The following is a 22,799-nucleotide window of genomic DNA, read 5'->3' as shown; positions in this document are numbered from 1 at the left end:
ATGCGTACCGGAGACCAGGTCGTCCAGGACCTGCCCTGGCGCTGGGGCGTCCAGGGGAAGATCTTCCTCATCGGCGGCCTCGGCTACATGTTCGACGCCTGGGACGTCGCCCTCAACGGCTTCCTCACCCCGCTGCTCGGCGTCGAGTTCGACCTCTCGACCGGCCAGCGCGGCCTCGTCGCGACGGCCAACCTCATCGGCATGGCCGTCGGCGCCGTCGCGTTCGGCACGATCGCCGACCGGATGGGCCGCAAGCGGGTCTTCAGCATCACCCTGCTGATCTTCGCCCTGTTCTCGGTGCTCGGCGCCTTCTCCCCCAGCTGGGAGATCTTCCTGGCGCTGCGCTTCCTGGCCGGCATCGGGCTCGGCGGCTGCATCCCGGTCGACTACGCGATCGTCAGCGAGTTCTCACCCCGGAAGTACCGGGGCAAGGTGCTCGCCGCGATGGACGGCTGGTGGCCGATCGGCACCACCCTCGCCGGGCTCTCGGCGACGCTGCTCGTGCCGGTCGAGGGCAACTGGCGCTGGATGCTCGCGCTGATGGTGCTGCCCGCGCTGCTGCTGTTCTGGATCCGCCGCGGTGTCCCGGAGTCCCCGATCTACCTGGCCCGCACCGGCCGCGAGGCCGAGGCCCGCACCGTCATCGACGACATGGTCCGCCGCACCGGCGCCCCGGTGGAGCAGTACGCGATCACCGCCGCCGCACCGGAGCCGACCACCTCGCGCCGCCGTGGTCTCGGCGCACTGGGCGAGCAGCTGAAGATGGTGTGGGCGTTCAACCCGCGCATCACCGGCGTCGCCTGGTCGCTGTTCATCACCGTCATGGTCGTCTACTACGCCGCGCTGTCCTGGATGCCGTCGATCCTGCGCGCCCAGGGCATGGGCGAGGTCGCCGCGTTCGCGTCCACCACCGTCATGAACGCGGTCGGCATCCTCGGTGTCATCACCTCGGTGCTGCTGGTCGAGGTCGTCGGCCGCAAGTGGGTCATCGGCGTCGCCGGTCCGTGCGCCGCGCTGTCGCTGGTCGTGTTCTCGCTGGTCATGGGCTCGCCGACGGCGGCGGTCGCGATGATCGCGGTGTTCGGGTTCTTCGCCCTGGTCGTCATCCCGGTCATGTACGCCTACGTCTCCGAGCTCTACCCGACCGAGCTGCGGGCCTCGGGCTTCGGCTGGGCGTCGTCGTCGAGCCGGGCGGTCACCGGGTTCGTCCCGCTGATCTTCGGCAGCCTGCTGTGGCCGGTGCTCGGCCTGCCGCTGACCTTCACGCTGATGGCGCTGCTGGTCTTCGCCGCCGTGACCTTCATGGCCCTCGGCGCCCCCGAGACGCGGGGCCGCGAGCTGGACCGCATCACCGGCGACGAACAGACGCTCGACGCGCCGGCCGTGGAGCGGGTGGAGAAGGCGTGAAGCCCGCCGCGTTCACCTACCACCGGGCGTCGTCGGTGCGCGGGGCGGTCGACCTGCTGACCGAGCTGGCCGACGACGAGCCCAAGCTGCTCGCCGGCGGGCAGAGCCTGGTCGCGATGATGAACTACCGGATGGCCCGGCCCGGGCACCTGATCGACCTCACCCACGTGCCGGGCCTGGCCGGCATCCACCACGCCGACGGGGCGCTCCGGATCGGCGCGCTCACCACCCACCGGGCCGTCGAGCGGGCCGACCTCGGGCCGGACTTCGCGGTCCTGTCGGCCGCGATGCGCTGGGTCGGGCACCTGCCGATCCGCACCCGCGGCACCGTCGGCGGGTCGATCGCGCACGGCGACGCCACCGCCGAGTGGTGCCTGCTGGCGGTGCTGCTCGACGCCGTGGTCGTCGCCGAGGGGCCGGGCGGGCGCCGTGAGGTCCGGGCCCGGGAGTTCTTCCTCGGCCCGTTCACCACCGCCCTGGACCCCGACGAGGTGATCGTGGAGATCGTCTTCCCCCGTCCCGCGCCGCGCGCGGCGCTCACCGAGTACGCCGACCGCCGTGGCGACTTCGCCGTCGTCGCGGCGGGGGCGGACCTGGACACCGGTGAGGTCGTGCTCGGCGGGGTCGGCGCCGTCCCGGTGCTGGTGCCCGACGCCGGCACGCCGGACGAGGTCGCCGACGGTCTGGAGCTGCGCGACGAGGCCGGGATCCCCGCGGGATACCGCCGCGGGCTGGTCCGCACCCTCGTCGCCCGGGCCCGGGAGGAGGCCGCCCGTGGCTGAGCCCGGATTCCGCCGCGACGGCAGCTGGGTCGGCGCGTCCGTCCCGCGCCGGGAGGACCCGCGGCTGCTCACCGGACGCGGCCGCTTCGTCGACGACATCACCCTGCCTCGGATGCTGCACGCGGCGTTCGTGCGCAGCACCGAGGCGCACGCCCGGGTGGTCGACGTCGACCTGTCCGAGGTCCGGCAGGTGCCCGGCGTCGTCGCCGCGTTCGACGCCGCCGACCTCGCCCTCGGCGACATCACCGCGCTCCTCGACCGGCCCGCCCGCGAGTTCGTCCCCACCTCGATGCCCGTGCTGGCCGGCGACAAGGTCCGCTACGTCGGCGAGCCGCTCGCGATCGTGATCGCCACCGACCCCTACGCCGCCGAGGACGGGGTGGAGGCCGCCGTCGTCGAGCTCGATCCGCTCGACCCGGTGGTGACCGAGGCCGCCGCGCTGGCCGCGGCCGGTCCCCCGGTTCACGACGAGGCCCCCGGCAACGTGCTCGTCGACGTGTCGCTGTTCGCCACCGAGGGCATCGACGGCGTCTTCGACGAGGCGCACACGGTGGTCACCGTGGAGGCCCGCACCGGGCGGCAGAACGCGCTGCCGCTGGAGACCCGCGGCGTCGTCGCCGACTGGGACGACCGCGACGAGCAGCTCGTGGTGCGCACCTGCACCCAGGTCCCGCACCAGGTCCGCACGGTCCTGGCCCGCTGCGCCGGGCTCGACGAGAAGCAGGTCCGGGTCGTCGTGCCGGACATGGGCGGCGGGTTCGGGCAGAAGTGCGTCGTCGGCCGGGAGGAGATCGCCGCCGCGGCCGCCGCGCGGCGCCTCCGCCGTCCGGTGAAGTGGATCGAGGACCGGCGCGAGGCGCTGACCGCGAGCTTCCTGGCCCGCGAGCAGCACTACACCGCCCGCGCCGCGTTCACCGCCGACGGGGAGATCCTCGCCCTGGAGTCCGATGTCGTCTGCGACATGGGCGCCTACTCCTGCTACCCGTTCACGGCCGGGATCGAGCCGCTGATGGCCTCGGCGGAGATGCCCGGCGTCTACCGGGTCCCCGCCTACCGGGTGCGCGGGCGCGCGGTCACCACGAACAAGGCGCCGACCGCGCCGTACCGCGGGGTGTCCCGGCCGCAGTACGTGATGGTGATGGAGCGGCTGATGGAGCGCGCCGCCCGCGAGCTCGGGCTCGACGCGCTGGAGGTCCGCCGGCGCAACCTGATCACCGAGTTCCCCTACCGCGGGGTCAACGCCATCACCTACGACCCGGGCTCCTACCGGGAGTCGCTGGACCTGTGTGAGCAGGTGCTGCGCGACGAGGGCTGGCCCGGGCGCACCCTGCCCGACGGCCGGGTGCTGGGCATCGGCTACTCCTGCTTCTCCGAGCGCACCGGCTACGGCTCCGGCGCGTTCGCGGCACGGAAGATGCAGGTCGTCCCCGGGTTCGACCTGTCCCAGATCACGATGGACCTCGACGGCACGGTCACCGTCACCACCGGCACGCTGTCGCACGGCCAGAGCCACGAGACGACCTTCGCCCAGATCGTCGCCGACCGGCTCGGCCTGCCCTACGACAAGGTCAAGATCGTCCAGGGCGACACCGACCGGATCACCTACGGCTGGGGCTCGTTCGCGTCCCGCTCGGTGACGATCGGCGGATCCGCGGCGGCCGCGGCGGCGGTGAAGCTGGGCGACCAGCTCCGTGCGCTGGCCGCCCACCTGGCCGACGCCGACGTGGACTCGGCCGAGCTCGACGGCCGCGGCGGGGTGCGCGCCGGGAACCGCACGTTCTCCTACGCCGAGCTGGCCGACGTCGCCTACCTGCGCGCGCACCTGCTGCCCAAGGAGGTCGGACCGGGCCTGACCGCGACGGCGAGCTTCGACGTCGGCGGCGACGGCACGTTCTCCAACGCCACCCACGGCTGCGTCGTCGCGCTCGACCCGGGCACCGGCGGCGTGGAGATCCTGCGCTACGTCTGCGTCGAGGACTGCGGCGTCGCCATCCACCCGCGCGTCGTCGAGGGGCAGGCCCGCGGCGGCATCGCCCAGGGCATCGCCGGGGCGCTGTTCGAGCAGGTCGTCTACGACGAGCTCGGCCAGCCCCTCGCGCCGAGCTTCATGGAGTACAAGGTCCCGACCGCCGCGGAGATCCCGGACGTGCGCATCGAGCACCTCGAGACGCCGTGCGCGTTCACCGCCGACGGCGCGAAGGGTGCGGGCGAGGGCGGCACCATCGGCGCGCCCGCGGCCGTGCTCAACGCCGTCAACGACGCGCTGCGCCCCACCGGCGTCGAGCTGGACTCCACCCCACTGTCGCGCGCGGACCTGTTCGCCGCGCTGAACCGGGAGGCACCGTGACCGACATCCAGCTGGTCGAGCTGACCGTCAACGGGGAGCGTCACGAGCTGGCGATCCCGCCGCGCCGCACGCTGGCCGACGTGCTCCGCCACGACCTGGGGCTGACCGGCACCCACGTCGGCTGTGAGCACGGCATCTGCGGGGCGTGCACCGTGCTCGTCGACGACGCGCCCGCCCGCGCCTGCCTGCTGTTCGCCGTGCAGGTGGAGAACGCCGCGATCCGCACGGTCGAGTCGCTGTCCGGTCCCGACGGCGAGCTGTCGGACCTGCAGCAGTGCTTCGGCGAGCACCACGGGCTGCAGTGCGGGTTCTGTACGCCCGGGTTCCTGATGCTGGCCGAGGGCTACCTCGCCGAGGAGCCCGACGCGAGCCGCGAGGAGATCCGCGAGGTCGTGGCGTCGAACCTGTGCCGGTGCACCGGCTACCAGACCATCGTCGACGCCGTGGAGGACTGTGCGGGCCGCCGCCGCGCCGCGCTGCAGTCCGCACTGGACTCCGCGCCCCTGTCCGCAGTGCAGCCCGCCCCGCAGTCCGCCCCGCAGTCCGCACTGGACGGAGCATCCGCATGAGCCCGCACCCCACCGGTCTGCACGGGGCCGGTACCGACGCGACTTACGCGACCGCCGGGTTCGGCGCCGCCGCCCGGCGCGGGACCCGGCCCGCGGTCGTCGTCGTGGACCTGACGGTCGGGTTCACCGACCCCGCGCTGCCCACCGGCAGCGAGCTGTCCGAGGTCGTCGCGGCGACCTCGACGCTGGTCGAGGCGGCCCGCACGCTCGGCGCGCCGGTGGTGTGGACGACGATCGCCTACACCCCCGCCGAGCTCGACACCCTGCCCTGGCTGGTGAAGGCGCCCGGCATGCGCTCGCTCGTCGAGGGCTCGGCCGCCGTCGGCTTCGACCCCCGGCTCGACGTCCGCGGCACCGACCACACCCTCACCAAGAAGGGCGCGTCGGCGTTCTTCGACACCGGGCTCGCGACCCTGCTGCGGTCGTCCGGTGTGGACACCGTGCTCGTGTGCGGGGCCACCACCTCGGGCTGCGTCCGCGCGACCGCCGTCGACGCCGTCCAGTCCGGCTTCGGCGTGCTGGTGCCGCGCGACTGCGTCGGCGACCGCGCGGCCGGGCCGCACGAGGCGAACCTGTTCGACATCCACGCGAAGTACGGCGACGTGCTCGGTCTCGACGACGCGCTCGCCTACCTGAAGGGACTCCTGTGACCGTCACGTCCACCCTGGTCCGGCAGGTCCGCCAGGACGCGCTCGCCGACCTCGCCGACGTCCCCGCCGTGTCCCGCTGGGTCCGGCACGGCGACCTGGCGCTGCACGCCCTCGACTACGGCGGCGACGGCGCCCCCGTCCTGGTCCTGCCCGGCATCACCAGCCCCGCGGTGACGATGGACTTCGTCGCCCGCGAGCTCGTCGACCTGTGCCGCCCGGTGGTGCTCGACGTCCGCGGCCGCGGGCTGTCCGACACCGGGGACTCGTGGACCCTCGACGACTACGCCGGCGACGCACTGGCCGTTCTCGACGCGCTGGACCTCGGCCCCGACACCATCCTGTTCGGGCACTCGATGGGTGCCCGGATCGCCGCCGTCGCCGCGACGCGACGGCCGGTCGGCGGCGCCGTGCTCGTCGACCCGCCGCTGTCCGGCCCCGGCCGCGCGCCGTACCCGACGACGCTGGAGGCGTTCCTGGGTCAGCTGCACGAGGCGCAGCGCGGCACCGACGCCGACGGGGTGGCCCGGTCCTGGCCGCGCTGGCCACGCCGCGAGCAGGAGCTGCGTGCGCGCTGGCTGTCCTCCTGCGACGAGTCCGCGATCGCCGCGACGCACGCCGGGTTCGAGTCCGAGGACTTCTTCGACGCGTGGCCGCACGTCCCGGCGCCGGTGACCCTGCTGTACGGCGCGGACTCCCCCGTCGTGCCCGCGTCCGGAGTCGCCGAGATCGCCGCCGCCCGGCCCGACGCGCGGCTCGTCGCCGTCCCGGACGCCGGGCACATGGTGTTCTGGGACAACCCGGCCGAGGCGCTGGAGCTGCTGCGCGGGGCGCTGGGCGGCCCGGCCCGGGGCTGACCCGATCCGGGGCCGACCGCTCCCCCGGGCACCGGTCCGGGGGACACCGTTCCCGGGCCGCCGGTGCCGGGCCACTGGTACCGGGCCGCCGGTGCCGGGCCGCCGGTATCGGGCCACTGGTACCGGGCCACTGGTACCGGGCCACTGGTACCGGGCCGCCGGTACCGAGCCGCTGGTGCTGGTCCGGCTGCCACGGGGTCGGCCGGAGCCGTTCGACGACCCGGGCCGCCGGGCCGGAGCGGCGGGGCGGATCGGACGGGCCTACCGTCGCGGTGTGCAACCGTGCCCGCGCCCGACCACCTCCCTGCTGCGGGCGGCCACCCTGCTGGTGGCCGCCCTGCTCCTCGCCGGCTGCTCCGCCGACCGCCCCGCCGCCTCGTCGACGAAGGACACCCAGCCCTGGCCGGGACAGACCGCCTCGGAGCGCGTCGGCGCCCCGGGGCTGGAGGCGCTGCGGACCAAGTTCCGCTTCTACGCCCAGGACCCCTGCTGGTCGAGCGACCCGGCGAAGGTCTTCCCGCGCTGCGGCCGGTTCACCACCGAGATCCGCAACGTCCTGCCCCAGGTCCGCCAGGACGCACCCGCCGCGGCCGCGCAGGCCGACCTCGTCGGGAAGGCGCTGGACGACTTCGCCGCGAAGGGCTGCCAGGCCGACCCGGGCACCCTCGCCGAGGGCGACGCCGCCGTCTGCGGCCCGGCCTTCCGCGCGGTCCAGGAGACCGCCCAGGGCATGGCGACGGCCGCCGGCGCCGGGACCTGAGGGCCCTGCCCCCGTTCATGATCACCGGTTGTGGAGCCAGGAGTGCGCTCGACGACCTCTGCGCTCCACAACCGGTGATCATGGACCGGGTGGAGCCGCGCCGGCAGTGAACGGCGAATGGGCCGCCGCACGCCACGGACCAGGCACCCCATCGACCCGGCACCTCGACCCGCGACCCCGTCCATGATCGCCAGGAGTGGAGTCGGGAGTGCAGTCCGCCGTCCTGTGCACTCCACACACGGCGATCATCGAGCGACGACCCCACAGCCGCCCGCCCGGCCCGACGGGCCCGCGCCGGCCCCCCGCCCGCCCGGGAAGCATCAGACGATGATCGCCGAGGTGGAGTCCGGAGCGCAGTCCACCGGCCTCCGCGCTCCACTCTTGCCGATCATGGAGCGACGACCCCGCGCCGACCGGCGGCCCGCACCGTGCCGACGGGCGCGCCCTGCCGACGGAGCTCCTTACCGACGGAGCTCCTTGCCGACGAGGCGCGCCCTGCCCGACGGAGCGCAGCCAGCCCGACGGAGCGCAGCTCGCCCGTCGGAGCGCACCGTCACCCCGCGGCGGCCCCGGCGAGGAAGGCGTCGAGCTCCGCCCGGGTCGGCGCGGTGGCCGGCCCGTACCGGGTGACCGCGAGCGCCGCGGCCGCACCGGCCCGCGCGACCGCCTCGGACCACCCGGTGCCGCGCAGCAGCTCCGCGGCCAGGACCCCGCAGTGCGCGTCCCCGGCCCCGTTGGTGTCGACAGCGTCCACCACCGGCGCCGGGACGGTCTCCACCACCCCGTCGCGGACGACCACGCAGCCCGCGGCACCGTCGCGGACGACCACCGCCGCGTCGTCTTGCAGCCGCCGGGCCAGCGCCCCGGCGGCACGCGCCGCGGTCGGCTCCCCGGTGAGCAGCCGCGCCTCCCGCGCGTTGGTGCTCAGCACCCCGGTCGCGGCGAGCATCCGCTCCCACAGCGCCTCCGGCACGTCCGTGACCAGGGGCCCCGGATCGAGCAGGACCGTCGCCGAGGACTCCGCGGCCGCGGCGACCAGCGCCGCGGCCTTGTCCGGGACGAGCAGGCTGTAGCCGGAGACGTAGAGCAAGTCGTCGGCGGTGGTCGCCGGGAGTCCGGCGGGCGCCGCGGTCTCGACCCCGCTGCCGGTGACGAAGGTCCGTTCCCCGGACGGGTCGACCAGGGTCACGCAGATACCGGTGTCGCCGCCGGGGTCGGGCGGCGCGGTCGCCGTGACACCCTCCGCGGCCAGCGCGGCCCGCACGAGGTCACCGTGCGGACCGGTGCCGTGCCCGCCGGCGTAGAGGACCTCGGCCCCGGCCCGGGCGGCCGCGGCGACGACGTTGAACCCGCCGCCGGGCAGCATCGTGGTGCCGGTGGCGAGCACGTCGCCGCCGGGCGGGGGCAGCGCGGGCACCCGCATGACCAGGTCGACCAGGACCTGTCCGGAGTGGACGAGCCGGCCGGTCACCGCTGCTCCCGGGCCCCGCCCAGCGCGGCGTACACCCCGGCGGCGACGACGAAGGTGATCACCCAGGCCAGCCCGTTCTCGCCGAACCAGGTGCCGGCCAGCGGCCCGGTGAACCACGGCTCGGCCGACGGCCCGACGGTGGCGAACAGGTAGCCGACGACGATCGCCAGCGCCCAGGCCGCCGTCGCCCGCGGCTCGATCCCGCCGCGGTACCAGTAGCCGCTGCTGCGCGAGGTGTCCATCAGGGCCACCGGGTCGTAGTGGCGGCGACGCAGCATGTCGACGGCGAACACCCCGACCCAGGCGGTGATCGGGACCGCGAGGGCGCTGATGAAGGCGATGAACGGCGGGTAGAACCCGTCGGCGATCAGCATGAAGTAGATCGCCCCGGCGAAGGTCACCAGCACGTCGACGACGACGGCGTACACCCGCGGCAGCCGCACGCCCAGGGTCAGGGTGGTCAGCCCGGCCGAGTAGACCGACAGGTGGTTGGACAGCAGCAGCCCGCCGAACGCGGCGACCAGGTACGGGATCGCCATCCACGCGGGGAGCAGGTCGCGGATCGCGGCGACCGGGTCGTCGGCGGTGGCCAGGGTCGGGTCCCCGGCGGCGAGCAGGCTGCCCAGCGAGATCAGCAGGACCAGCGGGATGCCCGCACCGGCCGCGGCCGAGGCGACCAGCGAACCGGCCCGCACCGACGGGGACTGGTAGCGGGACATGTCGGCCGAGGCGTTGGCCCAGCCGATGCCGGTGCCGGCGGCGATCACCCCGACCGCGGCGACGACCGCACCCGACGGCGCGGGGGCGGCCGCGGCGACCGCGGTCCAGTCGACGGTCGCGACCAGGAACCCGCCGACGACGATGTTCAGCGCACCGAACACCCAGGTCGCCCAGCGCTGCACCGCCACGAGCACCGCGTGCCCCAGCCCGGCGACGAGCACCGTGCACAGCACGAACACCGCGATGCACACGATCGTGATCACCGGGTGGTCCTTCGCCGACGGGCTGGTGCCCGCGACGATCGTGACCAGCGACAGCAGCGCGAACGCGGCCGTGGTGGTGTTCACCGTCTCCCAGCCCAGCCGCGACAGCAGCGACACCAGGGTCGGGCCGATGTTGCCGCGGGCGCCGAACACCGCGCGCGACAGGGTCAGGCCGGGTGCCCCGCCGCGCCGACCGGCGATCGACACCGCGCCGACGATCGCGAACGACCCGACGCTGCCGAGCACCGCGGCGAGCACGGCCTGGGTGATGTTGAGCCCGGACGCGACCAGCGTCGCGCCGAGCGGGAGGCCGAGGATGGAGATGTTGGCGGCGAACCAGACCCAGAAGAGCTGGCCCGGGCGGCCGTGCCGCTCGGCGACCGGGACGGGCTCGATGCCCCGGGTCTCGAGCGTCCCGTTCCCGGCGGTGCCGGTGTCGGTCGTGCTGGTGGCCATGGCGGCCTCCTGTCAGGAGGGAAGGCGGAGGCGGAGCAGCCCCTCGACCACGTCGTCGAGGGGGTCGAGCAGGGGCGCGTTGACCCGGCGGACGGTGCCGACGAGGTCGGCGGGCAGTGCGGCGGCGCCGTGCACCGCCCCGAGGACCGCCCCGCAGATCGCGGCGACGGTGTCGGTGTCGCCGCCGAGGGACGCGGCGGTGACCAGCGCGGCCCGCGGGTCGCCGCCGAGGGCGGCGGCGAGCCCGAGGGCGGCGACGACGGACTCGGTCGCGGTGACCGAGGTGCCGACGACGTCGGTGAGGGTGTCGGCGAGCGCGGCCCGGTCGAGCCCGGGAAGGACCCGGAACGCGACGTCGAGGCGGGCGGCGACGTCGGCGCCCGCCGCCCAGCCGCCGCGTCGCGCACCGGCCCGGGCGGCGTCGAGCGCGGCGTCCAGCGCGGCAGGGAGCCACGCGCCGGACACCCCGGCCGACACCGCGGCGGCCACCGCGGCGGCGGCCGCGATCCCGGGTGCGGTGTGGTGGGTGACGACCGCCGACTCGACGACGGCGTCGAGGAGCCGCGGGCCGGTGTGCGCGACGCCGACCGGCGCGACGCGCATCGCGGCGCCGTTGGTGACGCCGTCGCGGCCGGCGAGCTCGGGGGGCTCGCCGTCCGCGAGCCGGGTCAGGGCCCGGCGGGTGGAGGGACCGAGCAGGTCCAGCGACCCGCGCCGGATCATGTCCTGCTCCCACGCCTCCAGGGCACCGGCGAACACCCGGGCCGGGACGTGGCCGTCGTGGTCGAGCAGGATCCGGGCGAGCAACAGCGCCTGCTCGGTGTCGTCGGTGACGGTGCCCGCCGGGAGCTTCGGGGCGATCGGCTGGTCGTCGGCGCCGTCGAGGAGCCGGTCGACGACGCCGTAGCGCTCCGCGATCGCGGCCCGGGACAGCGACTGGGTGGGCATCCCGAGCGCGTCGCCGACGGCGAGACCGAGCAGCGCGCCCAGCGCGCGGTCGTGCGGGTCGCTCACCGGTTCTCCCCGAACGCGAGGTGGAACCGGAAGCGCTGCGGGTCCAGCAGGCTGACGACGTGCTCGACGAGCCCGCCGCGGGCGTCGCGGGTGACCCGGACGGCGTGCAGGAACAGCTCGCCGGGCTCGCGTTCGAGGGTGACGGCGTCGGCCGTGTCGAGCGGGGCGACCGCGATCCACTGCTCCCCCGCGACGCCGAGCAGGCCCGCCGCGGCGAGGGTGGCGGTGATCGAGCCGTCGACGAGACCGGTCTCCGGGAGCCGCGCGAGGTCACCGGTGGCGGGCAGCGAGGCGGTCTCCAGCGAGACCGGGACGGCCCCGGCGCGCCGCAGCCGGCGCACGGTGACCAGCGGGCCCTCGTACCCGGTGGGACCGGGGTCGCCGCCCGCGGTGATGCCGAGCAGCTCGGTGCCGACGGCCGCGCCGGACGCGGCGAACGCCTGGGCCCAGCCGAGCCGCTGGTCCAGGGGCGACCCGTCGAAGGTGACGAACGAGCCGACGCCGGTCTCGGTGGTGATGAGGTCGCGCCGGGCGAGCTCGGCCAGCGCGCTACGGACCGTGCCGCGGGAGACGGCGTAGGTGCGGGCGAGCTGGTTCTCCCCCGGGAGCTGCTCGCCGTTCGGCAACCGGCCGGAGCGGATCCGCCCGGCGAGGTCCTCGACGAGGCGCGCCCTCTTGGAACGCCCACCCTGTTCAGACATGTACAAACATGTACAGCACCGAATCAGGCGCGTCCACCCCCTGCGCCGGACGGCCGGCATCCCGTGATCCTTCTCCGTGGAGCCGCGAGCGCCCGCCAGGGACGCCGGCACTCCTCAGGGAAGGATCATGGCCCGCGGACACGACGAGGACCCGCGTGCCGGCGCGGCACGCGGGTCCCGGTCGTACGGCCTCAGCCGGCGAGCAGCGCCCCCGCCCCGGGCACCCGCGGCTCCAGCCCGAGCCCGGTGAGGATGCGGTGCGTGGTCGCGGTGGCGGCGGACAGCACCGGGATGCCGGCCGCGTCCTGCACCGCCTCGATCGACGGCAGCGACGGCATCTGCACGCACGCGCTGAGCACCAGCGCGTCGGCGCCGGCCAGGTCCAGCCTGCGCCAGTGCTCGCGCAGGTCGGCCGGGTCGAGCCGGGCGACGGCGAGGTTGTCGGGCACCTGCAGCGACAGCGAGTCGACGACCTCGACCCCCGCGTCGGTGAGGTAGTCCACGACCGCCTTCGTCAGCGGCTCCATGTACGGGGTGATGATCGCGACCCGCTTCGCGCCGAGCGCGGCGATCCCCGACAGCAGCGCCCCGGCACTGGAGACGACGGGGGCGTCGGAGCCCTCGGCCCGCAGCGCGGCGGTGATGTCGTCCTCGGCGGTGCAGTGGTAGCCCGGTCCCTGCGCCATGATCGCGACCAGGCAGGCCGTCGCGACGACGTCCGGCCGGGCGTCGGCCAGCTCGGCCGCGGCCCGCTGGGCCTGGGCGTTCATCGCGCGCAGCTGCTCGGGGGTCACGTGCTGCATCCGGGCCCGCGCCGCGTGGAAGACGAACCGGTCGTCGGGCAGCACGTCCTCCCGGGCGCGCAGCATCCGCGGGAGCTCGGTCTCCATCGTCAGGTTCGAGCTCGGCACGATCATGCCGATGTGGTGGTCGCGGGGGCTCACCGCCGGTTCACCGGCTTCATCTCGGGCACGGTCAGCTCACCGGCGTCGACGATCAGCTCGTCGTCGAGGAACAGGGAGTTGCCGCGCATCGGGATGTCGAAGTGGCAGGCGGTGTCGTTCGGGCCGCCGAGCTCGTTGTTCGGGCCGATGGAGAACATGACGTTGCCGTAGAAGCTGCGCAGCTCCATGCCCATGCCGCCGCCGAACTGGGTCAGGCCGTGCCAGTGGGCGCGCTCGTCGAGGCCCCAGCCGACGTGACTCATGCCGTAGCCGCGCGGGTCGTCGAAGGACTCGATGTAGGAGCGGAGCAGGTCCGCGTCGAGACCGGAGGAGCCGGCGCCGCCGCGGATGTCGCGGATGAAGCCCTGCTCGATGGTGATCTCCACCGGGGTCTGCACGTAGGTGTTGAACGGCAGCAGCACGTCCCCGGGGGCGAGGACGATCTTCCCGTCGACGCCGTCGTCGGAGCCGCCGGTGAACACGAACGCCGCGGGCCAGTGGTCCCAGCGACCGGGGGTGTCGGTGTAGCCGTACTCGCTCAGCGTCGGGTACATGCCGAGCTGGTAGGTCACGTCGGTGCCGTGCGGGCTGGTGATCCGCATGGTCGAGGCCTTGGCCAGCAGCTCCGCGCCGGTCTCGACGCGTTCGCGCAGCTCGGTGGTCGGCATCAGCCGGGCCAGCAGCTCGGGCGGCTCGACCGCGGTGAGGATGCGGGTGCCCGCGTCCTGGATGGCGAACTGCTCCTTGCTGAACAGCAGGAAAGTGCAGTCCACGACCATGTCCGCGGCCTTGAGGGCGTCCACGGCCAGGGGGATGTTCCCCAGGCCGGAGTCGCCGACCGCCCAGGCGCCGCCCGCACTCGCCGGCGACGGCAGCCGCATGTGGTAGCCGGTCGCGCCCAGCTTCTGGATCGCCCAGAGGAACGCGTCGGCGTACTCGGTCCGTTCCGCGCCCCGGGTGAGCACGACGACCGTCTCCCCCTCGTGCACGCCCGACAGCGTCAGCTGCTGCAGGCAGATGTCGTTGAACAGGTTCTGGTCCATCGCGCACCTCCGTGTCTCGTCCCATTAATCCGAGCACGTACTATCCGGATACGCAAGACCTTCCGACGAGCGGAAACGGCACCGTCACACGGGGCGGATCAGCCGGGGGCGCCGTCGCAGACGGACTTCAGCGACCGCCCGAGGGCGTTGCGGTGGACCTCGTCGAGCCCCTGCGCCTGCTCGACCGCGGCCTGGGCCAGGGTCGACGGGCACTCCTCGTTCGCCCGGGCCGGTCCGGCCAGCTTCAGGGCGGCCACGAGCTCGTCGCCGATCCGGTCGAGCTGCGGCCGCACCTGGGCCAGCTCGGGACGCTGCGCCGGACGCGTGTCGGGCCGGTCGGTCCACTGCCGGATCAGGTCGTTCTGCACCTGGGTGCTCGCCGCGATCTGGTCGGCGACGATCCGGGCCGTCCAGTCGGGGTCGACGCCGTCGCGGGTCGCGTCCGCCCGCGCCTCGGCGACGACGGCCGCCTCCCGCGCCGGGTCGGTGACGGCCGCCCCGGTGCCGAACTTCGCCGCCGCGACCTGGTCGGAGACCTGGGCGCGCTGCGCGGACAGCTGCACGACCCGGATGAGCCCGTCGGCCGGGGACGCGCCGGGCGGCCCCTCGGTCAGCGGGAGGGGCTGGTCGCCGCACCCGGCCAGCAGGCCCAGGACCAGGAGCGACCCGGCCAGTGCGGTACCGCGTGTGCCGATCACGGTGACGAGCCTACGACCGCAGCGGTCGCGCCCCACCGCCGCCTGCGGCGATGCTGGCGGGCGTGGACACCGCGGTCATCCTGGAAGTGGCGCTGAACGGCACGACGACGCGGGAGCGCAACCCGCACGTGCCCCGCACCCCGGCGGAGGTGGCCGAGCAGGCCGTCGACGTCCTCGACGCGGGCGCGGCGATCGTGCACCACCACAACGACGAGCCGATGTTCACCGTCGACGGGGTGCACGCCGTCGAGCCGTACCTGGCGGCCTGGGACCCGGTCCTGGCCGCGCACCCCGACGCGCTGCTCTACCCGACGATGGCGGCCGGGGCCCGCGACATCCCGGTGACCCGGCGGTGGGCGCACGTCGAGGAGCTGGGCCGGCGCGGGCACATGACCCTGGTCGACCCCGGCTCGGTCAACGTCGGCCTGCTCGACGACGGCACGTGCCCGGACGCGGCGGCGCCGGAGCCGTACCAGAACTCCTTCGCCGACACCGAGTACATGTTCGCCCGCACCGCCGAGCTGGGCGCCGCCCCGAGCATCTCGATCTTCGAGCCGGGGTTCCTGCGCACCACGCTGACCCTGCACCGGCACGGGCGGGTCCCGCCGGGCGCGATCGTGAAGCTGTACTTCGCCGACCGGCTGCAGTTCGGGCTGCCGCCGACGCCTGCCGCGCTGGAGGCCTACCTGGAGCTGCTGGAGCCCTCGGGCCTGCCGTGGTCGGTGGCCGTGCTGGGCGGTGACGTCGTCGCCTCCGGGCTGGCCGAGCTGGCGGTGCGCCGCGGCGGGCACCTGCGGGTCGGCCTGGAGGACTTCGACGACGGCCGGGGCACGGCGCCGTCGAACCGGGAACTGCTCGACGGCGCACTGCGCGTGCTGGACCGGGTGGGCGCGACACCGGCCTCCCCCGCGGCCGCCCGCGACATTCTCGGAATCCGGCCGCGCGGGTGATCCTTTCGCCGTGACACACCACGGGGGTGCGTTTCCGGTCCACCCGGACACGCACCCCCGCGGAGAATTCGACGACGCCGGCCGTCACCCGGTCCGCGGATTCCCGCGGCCGGGTCCGGCCGGCCCGGTCAGAACCAGGCCTTCCGCCCGCCCACCGGCCGTCCGATCGCTCCCAGGATCAACAGGACCACACCGACGATGACCAGCAGGCCACCGAGGTAGTAGAGAATGGAGATGCTGGTGAAATACCCCACCAGCAGCAGGATCAGACCGAGAATGATCATTTCGTGTCCCCTCCCAGGAATGTGAGGGGAAAGTACTCACGTCCGGGGGATTCCGCAGCGCGGGAATCGATTCCGATGCCCGAGTCGTGACCTGCCGTGCGCCGGACGGTGCGCGGGGACCGTCACACACCGCAACGGTTCGACCTGGCTCCACAGGGGGAACACGGCCCTCGCACCCGAGCGCGAGGAGGACGACATGGGCCGCACCGTGGCCGACCAGATGATCGAGCTGCTGCACCAGGCCGGCGTCGAACGGATCTACGGCCTGGTGGGTGACAGCCTCAACCCGATCGCGGACGCGATCCGCCGCGACGGCCGCATCCGGTGGGTGCACGTGCACAACGAGGAGGCCGCCGCGCTCGCGGCCGCCGCGGAGGCCCAGCTCACCGGGCGGCTCGCGGTCTGCGCCGGCAGCTGCGGCCCCGGCAACACCCACCTGATCCAGGGCCTGATGGACGCCCACCGCACCGGTGCGCCGGTGCTGGCGATCGCCTCGCACATCCCCTCGGTCCAGATCGGCACCGGCTACTTCCAGGAGACCCACCCGGAGCGGCTGTTCACCGAGTGCTCGGCGTACTGCGAGCTGATCTCGCGGCCCGAGCAGATGCCCCGGATGCAGCGGATCGCGATGCAGACCGCGCTCGCCGAGTCCGACGTGGCGGTGCTGGTCCTGCCCGGCGACGTCAGCGCGCTCGACGCCCCGAACGACACCGGCACCTCGCACCTGTCCCCGCCCACCGGCGTCGTGGCGCCGTCGGAGGAGCAGGTGGCCGAGCTGGCCCGGCTCGTCGACGCCGCGGACACCGTGACGCTGTTCGTCGGCGCCGGGATCGAGCACGCCCGCGAGCAGGTGCTCGCCCTCGCCGACCGGGTGAAGGCGCCGATCGGCCACTCGCTGCGCGGCAAGGAGTGGATCCAGTACGACAACGCCCACGACGTCGGCATGTCCGGGCTGCTCGGCTACGGCGCCTGCTACGAGGCGACGCACGAGGCCGACCTGCTCGTCCTGATCGGCACCGACTTCCCCTACGACTCGTTCCTGCCGCAGGCGCGGACCGTGCAGATCGACACCGACCCCGCGCGCCTGGGCCGTCGCACGCTGCTGGAGCTGGGCGTGCACGGCGACGCCGCGTCCACCCTGGACGCGCTGCTGCCGCGGATCGCGGAGAAGACCGACCGCTCCTTCCTGGACCGGATGCTGCGCAGGCACGCCGAGGCGCTGGAGAAGGTGGTCGGCGCCTACACCCGCAAGGTCTCCGACCTGCGTCCCGTCCACCCCGAGCACGTCGCGGCGGTCCTCGACGAGGAGATGGCCGACGACGCGATCGCCACCGTCGACACCGGCATGTGCAACGTGTGGGCGGCGCGCTACCTGTCCCCCAAGGGCCGGCGCCGGATCATCGGCTCCTATCGGCACGGGACGATGGCCAACGCCCTGCCGCACGCGATCGGCGCCCAGTTCGCGTACCCGGACCGGCAGGTGGTGTCGCTGTCCGGCGACGGCGGGCTGACGATGCTGCTCGGCGAGCTGCTGACCGCGGCCGAGCACGACCTGCCGCTCACCGTCGTCGCGTTCAACAACGGCTCGCTGGGCATGATCCGGCTGGAGATGATGGTGGCGGGCTACCCGTCGTTCCAGACCGACCACGGCCCGGCCGACCTGGCCGGGATCGCCCGCGCCGCCGGGCTGTACGCCGAGGCCGTCGACGACCCGTCCGACGTGCGCGCCGCGCTGCGCCGGGCGCTGGACCACCGCGGCCCGGCCCTGGTCGACGTGCGCACCGACCCGAACGCGCTGTCCATCCCGCCGCACATCACCGCCGCGCAGGTCCGCGGGTTCGCCCTCGCCGCGACCCGCACGGTGCTCGACGGCGGCGTCGGGAAGATGGTCGAGCTGGCGCGCAGCAACCTGCGGTCGATCCCCCGGCCCTGAGCGGGACGGGTCAGCCGGCGCGGGCGGCGAGCCCGGGGGCCGAGACCGCGTGGTCCAGCGCGATCGCGGCGGCACCCCGGAGCACGCCGTCCTCGCCGTGCGCGTCGTCGTAGACCGGCGGCGCGACGGCGCGGCGGAAGGCCATTAGCCCGGCGTCGTAGGCGACGGCGAACGCCTCCGGCGCCGCGGCCCGCAGCGCGGGCCCGAGCCCGGCCAGCACGACGACCTCCGGGTCGTGCGCGTTGACCAGCCCGGCGATCCCGCGGGCCAGCGACGCCGACGCCGAGGTCACCGCCGCCGACGGGCCGGGCTCCCCGGCGGCGGCGCGGTCGAGGACCGCGCGGGTGTAGGTGTAGGGCGCATCCGGCTGCGGTTCGCCCAGCATCACGGCGAGCGCCCGGCCGTCGACGCCGGTCGTCCAGCAGCCGCGGGCGCCGCAGACGCAGTCCGCGCCGGGGTCGCCGAAGGGCAGGTGACCCAGCTCCCCCGCGGCGCCCCGGGCGCCGGTCTGGGCGCGCCCGTCGAGCAGCAGCGCACCGCCGATGCCGACCTCGACGGTCACGAACAGCGCGGTGCGCGCACCGGCGGCGGCGCCGTCGCGGACCTCGGCGACACCGGCGAGGTTCGCGTCGTTGCCGACCAGCACCGGCAGGCCGAGCCCGGCGCCGATCCGGCGCACGTCCAGTGGGCTCCAGCCCTGGCCGCCCCCGACCTCGGCGATGTGCTCGTCGACGACGGTCGCGGCGATCCCGATCCCCACCGCCACCACCGGGCCGGCCGCGGCGGCCACCAGCTCGGCCACCACCCCGTCCAGCTCCGCGGCGACGGCGTCGGGGTCGCGACGGCGGTGCCGCCCCGAGCGCACCGCGACCGGGGTCCCGTCGAGCCCGGCGAACCCGGCCCGCCAGCCCTCGAACCGCACGTCGACGGCGACGACGCCCGGCCCGTCCGGGTTGGGCGTCAGGGTCGTGGTCGGCCGCCCGCGCCCGCCGCAGGGGGCACGCTCCTCGGTGACCCAGCCGAGGTCGCGCAGCCGGGCCGCGATCTCGGTGGCCGAGCCGCTGGCCAGGCGCAGCCGCCGCGCGAGCTCGACGCGGGTGAGGCCGGGTTCGCGGCGGACCTCGTCCAGGACCTCGGCGGTGGCGCGCCAGCGGTCGGTCTCGGCGCGCCCGGGCGCATCCGTGCCGGAACGTGAACCGGCCGACATCGACGTCATCCGGTTTGACACCTCCGGCCTCCCGAGATTTATCCTCGTGTCGCGATGAAAAAGGCTCTCACCTCGTCCCAGTCTCCCACCACCGGGCCCGCGCTCGCCGCGATGGCCCTCGGCGGTCTGGCCATCGGCACCACCGAGTTCGCCTCGATGGGTCTGCTGCCGGCCTTCGCCGCCGACCTCGGCGCCACCGTGCCGCAGGCCGGCACGGCCATCAGCGCCTACGCGCTCGGCGTCGTCGTCGGCGCGCCGGTGCTCGCCGTGCTCGGCGCGCGGTGGCCCCGCAAGCACCTCGTCCTGGCCCTGGCGGGCGCGCTGGCGGTGACCAACGTGGCGTCGGCGTTCGCCCCGACCTTCGGCACCTTCGTCGCCACCCGGTTCCTGGCCGGCCTGCCGCACGGCGCCTACTTCGGCACCGCCTCGGTGCTCGCCGCCTCCCTGGTCCCCCGCGAGCGGCGGCCACGGGCGATCGCGACGGTGATGAGCGGGCTGATGATCGCCAACATCGTCGGCGTGCCGGGCGCGACCTGGCTCGGGCAGAACGCGGGCTGGCCCGCGGCCTACCTGACCGTCGGCGCCGTCGCGGCGCTCACGATGCTGGCCGTCTGGCGCCTGGTCCCCGACGTCCGCGACGAGCGCCGCGGCTCGGTACTGGGCGAGCTGTCGGCACTGCGCCGCGGCCAGGTCTGGATCACGATGGCGGTCATCGCGACCGGGTTCGGCGGCTCGTTCGCCGTGTACAGCTACATCACCCCGGTGCTCACCGAGGTGTCCGGCCTGGCCGTCTCCGCGGTGCCGCTCGCACTGGCGGTGTTCGGGGTCGGCATGACCCTGGGCAACCAGGTCGGCGGCCGGCTGGCCGAGGCCGCCCCGGTGCGCACGATCGCGGCCGGGCTCGCCTCGGCCGCGGTCGCGATGGCCGTGTTCGCGGTGACGGCGTCGTCGCCGGTGCTGGCCCTGCTGGCGCTGTTCGCACTGGCGTTCACCACCACCGCGACCACCCCGGCGCTGGCGACCCGGCTGATGGACGCCGGTCGCGAGGGCCCGACCCTGGGCGCGGCGCTGCACCACGCCGCGTTCAACGTGTCCAACGCCCTCGGGGCCGCACTGGGCGCCCTGGTGCTGGCCGCCGGATGGGGCTGGACCGCGCCCGCCGCGGTCGCGACCGTCCTGCCGCTGCTGGGACTGGCCGCACTGGGGGTGGCGGTCCGGATGGAACGCGCCGAGCGGCGCGAGGAGCTCGCCCTGGCCGCCTGAGGACCGCCTGGCAGGTCACACAAGCGAGAGGTGTCGATCAGATCACCTCCGGGAAGCCTGCCCTCGAGTTGATCGTTGCGTAAGACAACGATCCCGTCGAGAGGAGCCCGGACATGTCCGCCGGTCTGGACCGCGCCACCGCGCCGCGCAACGACACCGCCACGCAGAGCGGGACCGCCCTGCACAGCGACGTCGAGGAGCTCCTCGACGCCCTCGCCGCCGACCGCGGCCGCGAGGCCCTGGTGCACCGCGACCGCAGGATCACCGCGGGCGAGCTCGTGGACTCCGTGCACCGGCTCGCCCACGCCCTCGACGACCGGGTCGAGCCGGGCCGGGTCGTGGCGCTGCTGGCCGGGAACACGCCCGAGGCGATCGTCGCGCGGCTCGCGGTGACGCTGCTCGGGGCCGGCATCGCCCAGCCGCACGAGGGCCTGTCCGCCGCCGCGCAGGCCCGCATCGTCGACGACGTCGAGGCGCCGCTCGTCCTCGTCGACGCCGACGCCGCGGCGGCCGCCGAGCCCGTCCTCGCGCTGGTCCCCGGCGTCGACGTGCTCTGGCTCGGCCCGCACGGCACCGACACCGACGTGACGGCCGAGGCCGCGACGGCGTCCACCGCACCGGTCCTAGGCCGCGCCCGGCCGGACGCCGTCGAGCAGATCCGGCACACCGGCGGCACCACCGGCCACCCGAAGGGCATCACCTACACCTTCGACCACCACCGTCGCGGTGCCGCGATGCGCCGCGGGGCAGGCGGGTTCGGCAGCGGCGACACCGGCGCGCGCCTGCTCGTCGCCACGCCGGTCGCCCACGTCGGCGGGGCGCTCGCCGACCGCACCCTGGCCGACGGCGGCACCGTCGTCCTGCAGGACGACTTCGAGCCCGGCGCCTACCTCGCCGCCGTCGAGCGGGAGCGCATCACCCACGGCTTCCTGCTGCCGCCGCTGATCTACCGCCTGCTCGACCACCCCGACCTGGACCGGACCGACCTGTCGTCGCTGCGGTCGCTGGTCTACGGCGGCGCCCCCGCCAACCCGCGGCGCATCGCCGAGGCGCTGCGCCGGATCGGCCCGGTGTTCACCCAGTTCTACGGCCAGACCGAGGCCGGCGGGATCAGCGTGCTCACCGCCGAGGAGCACCGGAACCCCGACCTGCTCGGCACCGTCGGGCGGCCGATCCCCACCACCACGATCGCGATCACCGACGCCGACGGCCGCCCCGTCGCCCCGGGCGGGCGCGGTGAGCTGTGGGTGCACACCGGCATGGAGATGGACGGCTACTGGAAGCAGCCGGAGCTAACCGCCGCCACCGTCGTCGACGGGTGGGTGCGGACCGGCGACGTCGCCCGCCAGGACGCCGACGGCTACCTGCACCTGCTCGACCGGGTCAAGGACATGATCGTCGTCGTGGGCGGGCACGTGTACACCTCCGAGCTGGAGGACCTGCTCATGGAGCACCCGGCCGTCCGGCACGCCGCGGTCTTCGGGGTACCCGACGACGACGGCACCGAGACCGTGCACGCCGCCGTCGTCACCGACTCCCCGGCGCCGAGCCCGGACGAGCTGACCGGCCTGGTCGCCGACCGCGCCGGCGCGATGTACGTGCCGGACACCGTGGAGTTCGTCGAGCGGATCCCGCTGACCGGGATCGGCAAGACCGACAAGAAGCGGCTGCGCGCCGAGCTCGCCGGTCAGCCGCGCTGACGGACCGCCTCGTAGAGCACCACGGCCGCGGCGATCGAGGCGTTGAGCGAGTTGACCCGCCCGCGCATCGGGATGACCACCGTGGCGTCGGCCCGGTCGAGCCACGCGTCGGTCACCCCGGTGGCCTCGGTCCCGATGACCAGCGCGGTCGGCCCGGTCAGGTCGGTGCCGGCGAGCCCGGTCGTCCCGGCCGGGGTGGTGACGAGGGTGGCGATGCCGCGCCGGTCGAGCCAGTCGAGGACCTCGGTGGTGGGCGCGGACGCGACCGGCACCGCGAACACCGTCCCCTTCGACGCCCGCACCACGTTGGGGTTGGCGAAGTCGGTGCCGCCGCGCTCCGGGGTCGCGATGACCACCGCGTCGACCCCGCACGCCTCGGCGGTGCGCAGCATCGCCCCGACGTTGCCGGGCTTCTCGACGCCCTCGGCGACCAGCACGAGCGGGTCCGGGCCGAGGTCCAGCTCGTCGAGCGGGCGGCCGGGGGCCGGGGCGACGGCGAGCCAGCCGTCCGGGGACTCGCGGTAGGCGATCCGGGCGAACACCTCGCGGGTCACCGAGAACACCGGCGCCGACGGCATCCGGGTCAGCAGCGCGTCCGACCGCACGAGGTCCGGCGCCCAGTACACCTCGGCCGGCTCCACGCCGGCGTCGAGCGCGAGCGCCAGCTCGTCGTGCCCCTCGATCACGGTGACGCCCGCGGCGTCGCGGTGGCGGCGGGTGCGCAGCCGGACCAGGTTCTTGACACGCGGGTTGGCGGTGCTGGTCAGGTCGGGCACCCGACGA

General features: G+C 74.9%; 21 protein-coding genes. 11 read left to right on the top strand and 10 right to left on the bottom strand.

The window, feature by feature from the left end:
• From KPL57_RS38700 to KPL57_RS38670, 7 genes are all read left to right on the top strand, one after another.
• Complete coding sequence (locus tag KPL57_RS38700) at positions 1 to 1,407, top strand: MFS transporter (RefSeq protein ID WP_226355455.1); 1,407 nt, start codon at positions 1 to 3, stop codon at positions 1,405 to 1,407.
• Positions 1,404 to 2,189 (top strand): xanthine dehydrogenase family protein subunit M, encoded by a 786-nt coding sequence (locus KPL57_RS38695; RefSeq protein ID WP_226355454.1) that lies wholly within the window; start codon positions 1,404 to 1,406, stop codon positions 2,187 to 2,189. Before KPL57_RS38700 ends, KPL57_RS38695 begins: the two co-directional genes overlap by 4 nt.
• Entirely contained in the window at positions 2,182 to 4,536 is a 2,355-nt protein-coding gene (locus KPL57_RS38690; RefSeq protein ID WP_226355453.1) for a xanthine dehydrogenase family protein molybdopterin-binding subunit, read from the top strand. Before KPL57_RS38695 ends, KPL57_RS38690 begins: the two co-directional genes overlap by 8 nt.
• Positions 4,533 to 5,105 carry a (2Fe-2S)-binding protein gene (locus KPL57_RS38685; protein WP_226355452.1) on the top strand — a complete coding sequence of 191 codons (573 nt, stop codon included), beginning with the start codon at positions 4,533 to 4,535 and terminating at the stop codon, positions 5,103 to 5,105. The genes KPL57_RS38690 and KPL57_RS38685 overlap by 4 nt, the downstream gene beginning before the upstream one ends.
• The gene (locus tag KPL57_RS38680; protein ID WP_226355451.1) at positions 5,102 to 5,755 is read left to right on the top strand and encodes an isochorismatase family protein; all 654 of its coding nucleotides are present in this window, start codon (positions 5,102 to 5,104) and stop codon (positions 5,753 to 5,755) included. Before KPL57_RS38685 ends, KPL57_RS38680 begins: the two co-directional genes overlap by 4 nt.
• Complete coding sequence (locus KPL57_RS38675) at positions 5,752 to 6,609, top strand: alpha/beta fold hydrolase (protein ID WP_226355450.1); 858 nt, start codon at positions 5,752 to 5,754, stop codon at positions 6,607 to 6,609. Before KPL57_RS38680 ends, KPL57_RS38675 begins: the two co-directional genes overlap by 4 nt.
• Before the next feature lie 274 nt (positions 6,610 to 6,883).
• Positions 6,884 to 7,369, top strand: a complete 486-nt coding sequence (locus tag KPL57_RS38670; protein WP_226355449.1) for a hypothetical protein — start codon at positions 6,884 to 6,886, stop codon at positions 7,367 to 7,369.
• Between the two features lie 553 nt (positions 7,370 to 7,922).
• On the opposite strand, the gene KPL57_RS38665 is transcribed toward KPL57_RS38670, so the two are convergent.
• The 7 genes from KPL57_RS38665 to aroQ all read right to left on the bottom strand — a co-directional run bounded on the left by KPL57_RS38665 (position 7,923) and on the right by aroQ (position 14,679).
• Entirely contained in the window at positions 7,923 to 8,840 is a 918-nt protein-coding gene (locus KPL57_RS38665; protein WP_226355448.1) for a PfkB family carbohydrate kinase, read from the bottom strand.
• Entirely contained in the window at positions 8,837 to 10,279 is a 1,443-nt protein-coding gene (locus KPL57_RS38660) for a cytosine permease (protein WP_226355447.1), read from the bottom strand. Before KPL57_RS38660 ends, KPL57_RS38665 begins: the two co-directional genes overlap by 4 nt.
• Before the next feature lie 12 nt (positions 10,280 to 10,291).
• A complete protein-coding gene (locus KPL57_RS38655) occupies positions 10,292 to 11,293 on the bottom strand; it encodes an ADP-ribosylglycohydrolase family protein (RefSeq protein ID WP_226355446.1) in 1,002 nt (333 codons plus the stop codon).
• Entirely contained in the window at positions 11,290 to 11,994 is a 705-nt protein-coding gene (locus tag KPL57_RS38650) for a GntR family transcriptional regulator (protein WP_226355445.1), read from the bottom strand. The genes KPL57_RS38655 and KPL57_RS38650 overlap by 4 nt, the downstream gene beginning before the upstream one ends.
• A 191-nt stretch (positions 11,995 to 12,185) precedes the next feature.
• Entirely contained in the window at positions 12,186 to 12,911 is a 726-nt protein-coding gene (locus KPL57_RS38645; RefSeq protein ID WP_226356656.1) for an Asp/Glu racemase, read from the bottom strand.
• 23 nt (positions 12,912 to 12,934) lie between these two features.
• Positions 12,935 to 13,981: a leucyl aminopeptidase gene (locus KPL57_RS38640; RefSeq protein WP_226355444.1), complete on the bottom strand. Its 1,047-nt coding sequence runs from the start codon at positions 13,979 to 13,981 to the stop codon at positions 12,935 to 12,937.
• 98 nt (positions 13,982 to 14,079) lie between these two features.
• On the bottom strand, positions 14,080 to 14,679 hold the full coding sequence (aroQ, locus tag KPL57_RS38635) for a gamma subclass chorismate mutase AroQ (RefSeq protein ID WP_226355443.1): 600 nt from the start codon (positions 14,677 to 14,679) through the stop codon (positions 14,080 to 14,082).
• Between the two features lie 62 nt (positions 14,680 to 14,741).
• On the opposite strand from aroQ, the gene KPL57_RS38630 reads away from it, so the two are divergent.
• A complete protein-coding gene (locus KPL57_RS38630; protein WP_226355442.1) occupies positions 14,742 to 15,629 on the top strand; it encodes a 3-keto-5-aminohexanoate cleavage protein in 888 nt (295 codons plus the stop codon).
• Positions 15,630 to 15,757: 128 nt separating this feature from the next.
• Here KPL57_RS38630 and KPL57_RS38625 read toward each other — a convergent pair whose 3' ends face one another.
• Positions 15,758 to 15,913, bottom strand: a complete 156-nt coding sequence (locus tag KPL57_RS38625) for a hypothetical protein (RefSeq protein WP_178374212.1) — start codon at positions 15,911 to 15,913, stop codon at positions 15,758 to 15,760.
• Positions 15,914 to 16,109: 196 nt separating this feature from the next.
• Here KPL57_RS38625 and KPL57_RS38620 point away from each other — a divergent pair, with 196 nt between their 5' ends.
• On the top strand, positions 16,110 to 17,846 hold the full coding sequence (locus KPL57_RS38620; protein ID WP_226355441.1) for a pyruvate dehydrogenase: 1,737 nt from the start codon (positions 16,110 to 16,112) through the stop codon (positions 17,844 to 17,846).
• Between the two features lie 10 nt (positions 17,847 to 17,856).
• On the opposite strand, the gene KPL57_RS38615 is transcribed toward KPL57_RS38620, so the two are convergent.
• Entirely contained in the window at positions 17,857 to 19,062 is a 1,206-nt protein-coding gene (locus KPL57_RS38615) for an ROK family transcriptional regulator (RefSeq protein ID WP_226355440.1), read from the bottom strand.
• Between the two features lie 45 nt (positions 19,063 to 19,107).
• Here KPL57_RS38615 and KPL57_RS38610 point away from each other — a divergent pair, with 45 nt between their 5' ends.
• Both KPL57_RS38610 and KPL57_RS38605 read left to right on the top strand, forming a co-directional pair.
• On the top strand, positions 19,108 to 20,316 hold the full coding sequence (locus KPL57_RS38610; RefSeq protein WP_226355439.1) for an MFS transporter: 1,209 nt from the start codon (positions 19,108 to 19,110) through the stop codon (positions 20,314 to 20,316).
• A gap of 113 nt (positions 20,317 to 20,429) precedes the next feature.
• On the top strand, positions 20,430 to 22,016 hold the full coding sequence (locus tag KPL57_RS38605) for an AMP-binding protein (protein WP_226355438.1): 1,587 nt from the start codon (positions 20,430 to 20,432) through the stop codon (positions 22,014 to 22,016).
• Here the strand turns inward: KPL57_RS38605 and KPL57_RS38600 are convergent.
• Complete coding sequence (locus tag KPL57_RS38600) at positions 22,004 to 22,792, bottom strand: RNA methyltransferase (protein WP_226355437.1); 789 nt, start codon at positions 22,790 to 22,792, stop codon at positions 22,004 to 22,006. The genes KPL57_RS38605 and KPL57_RS38600 overlap by 13 nt on opposite strands.
• Positions 22,793 to 22,799 lie beyond the last annotated feature (7 nt).

Source organism: Pseudonocardia sp. ICBG601 (assembly GCF_020496245.1).
The sequence above is the reverse complement of the archived record's forward strand: the minus strand, read 5'-3'. Positions and strand labels throughout refer to the sequence as shown.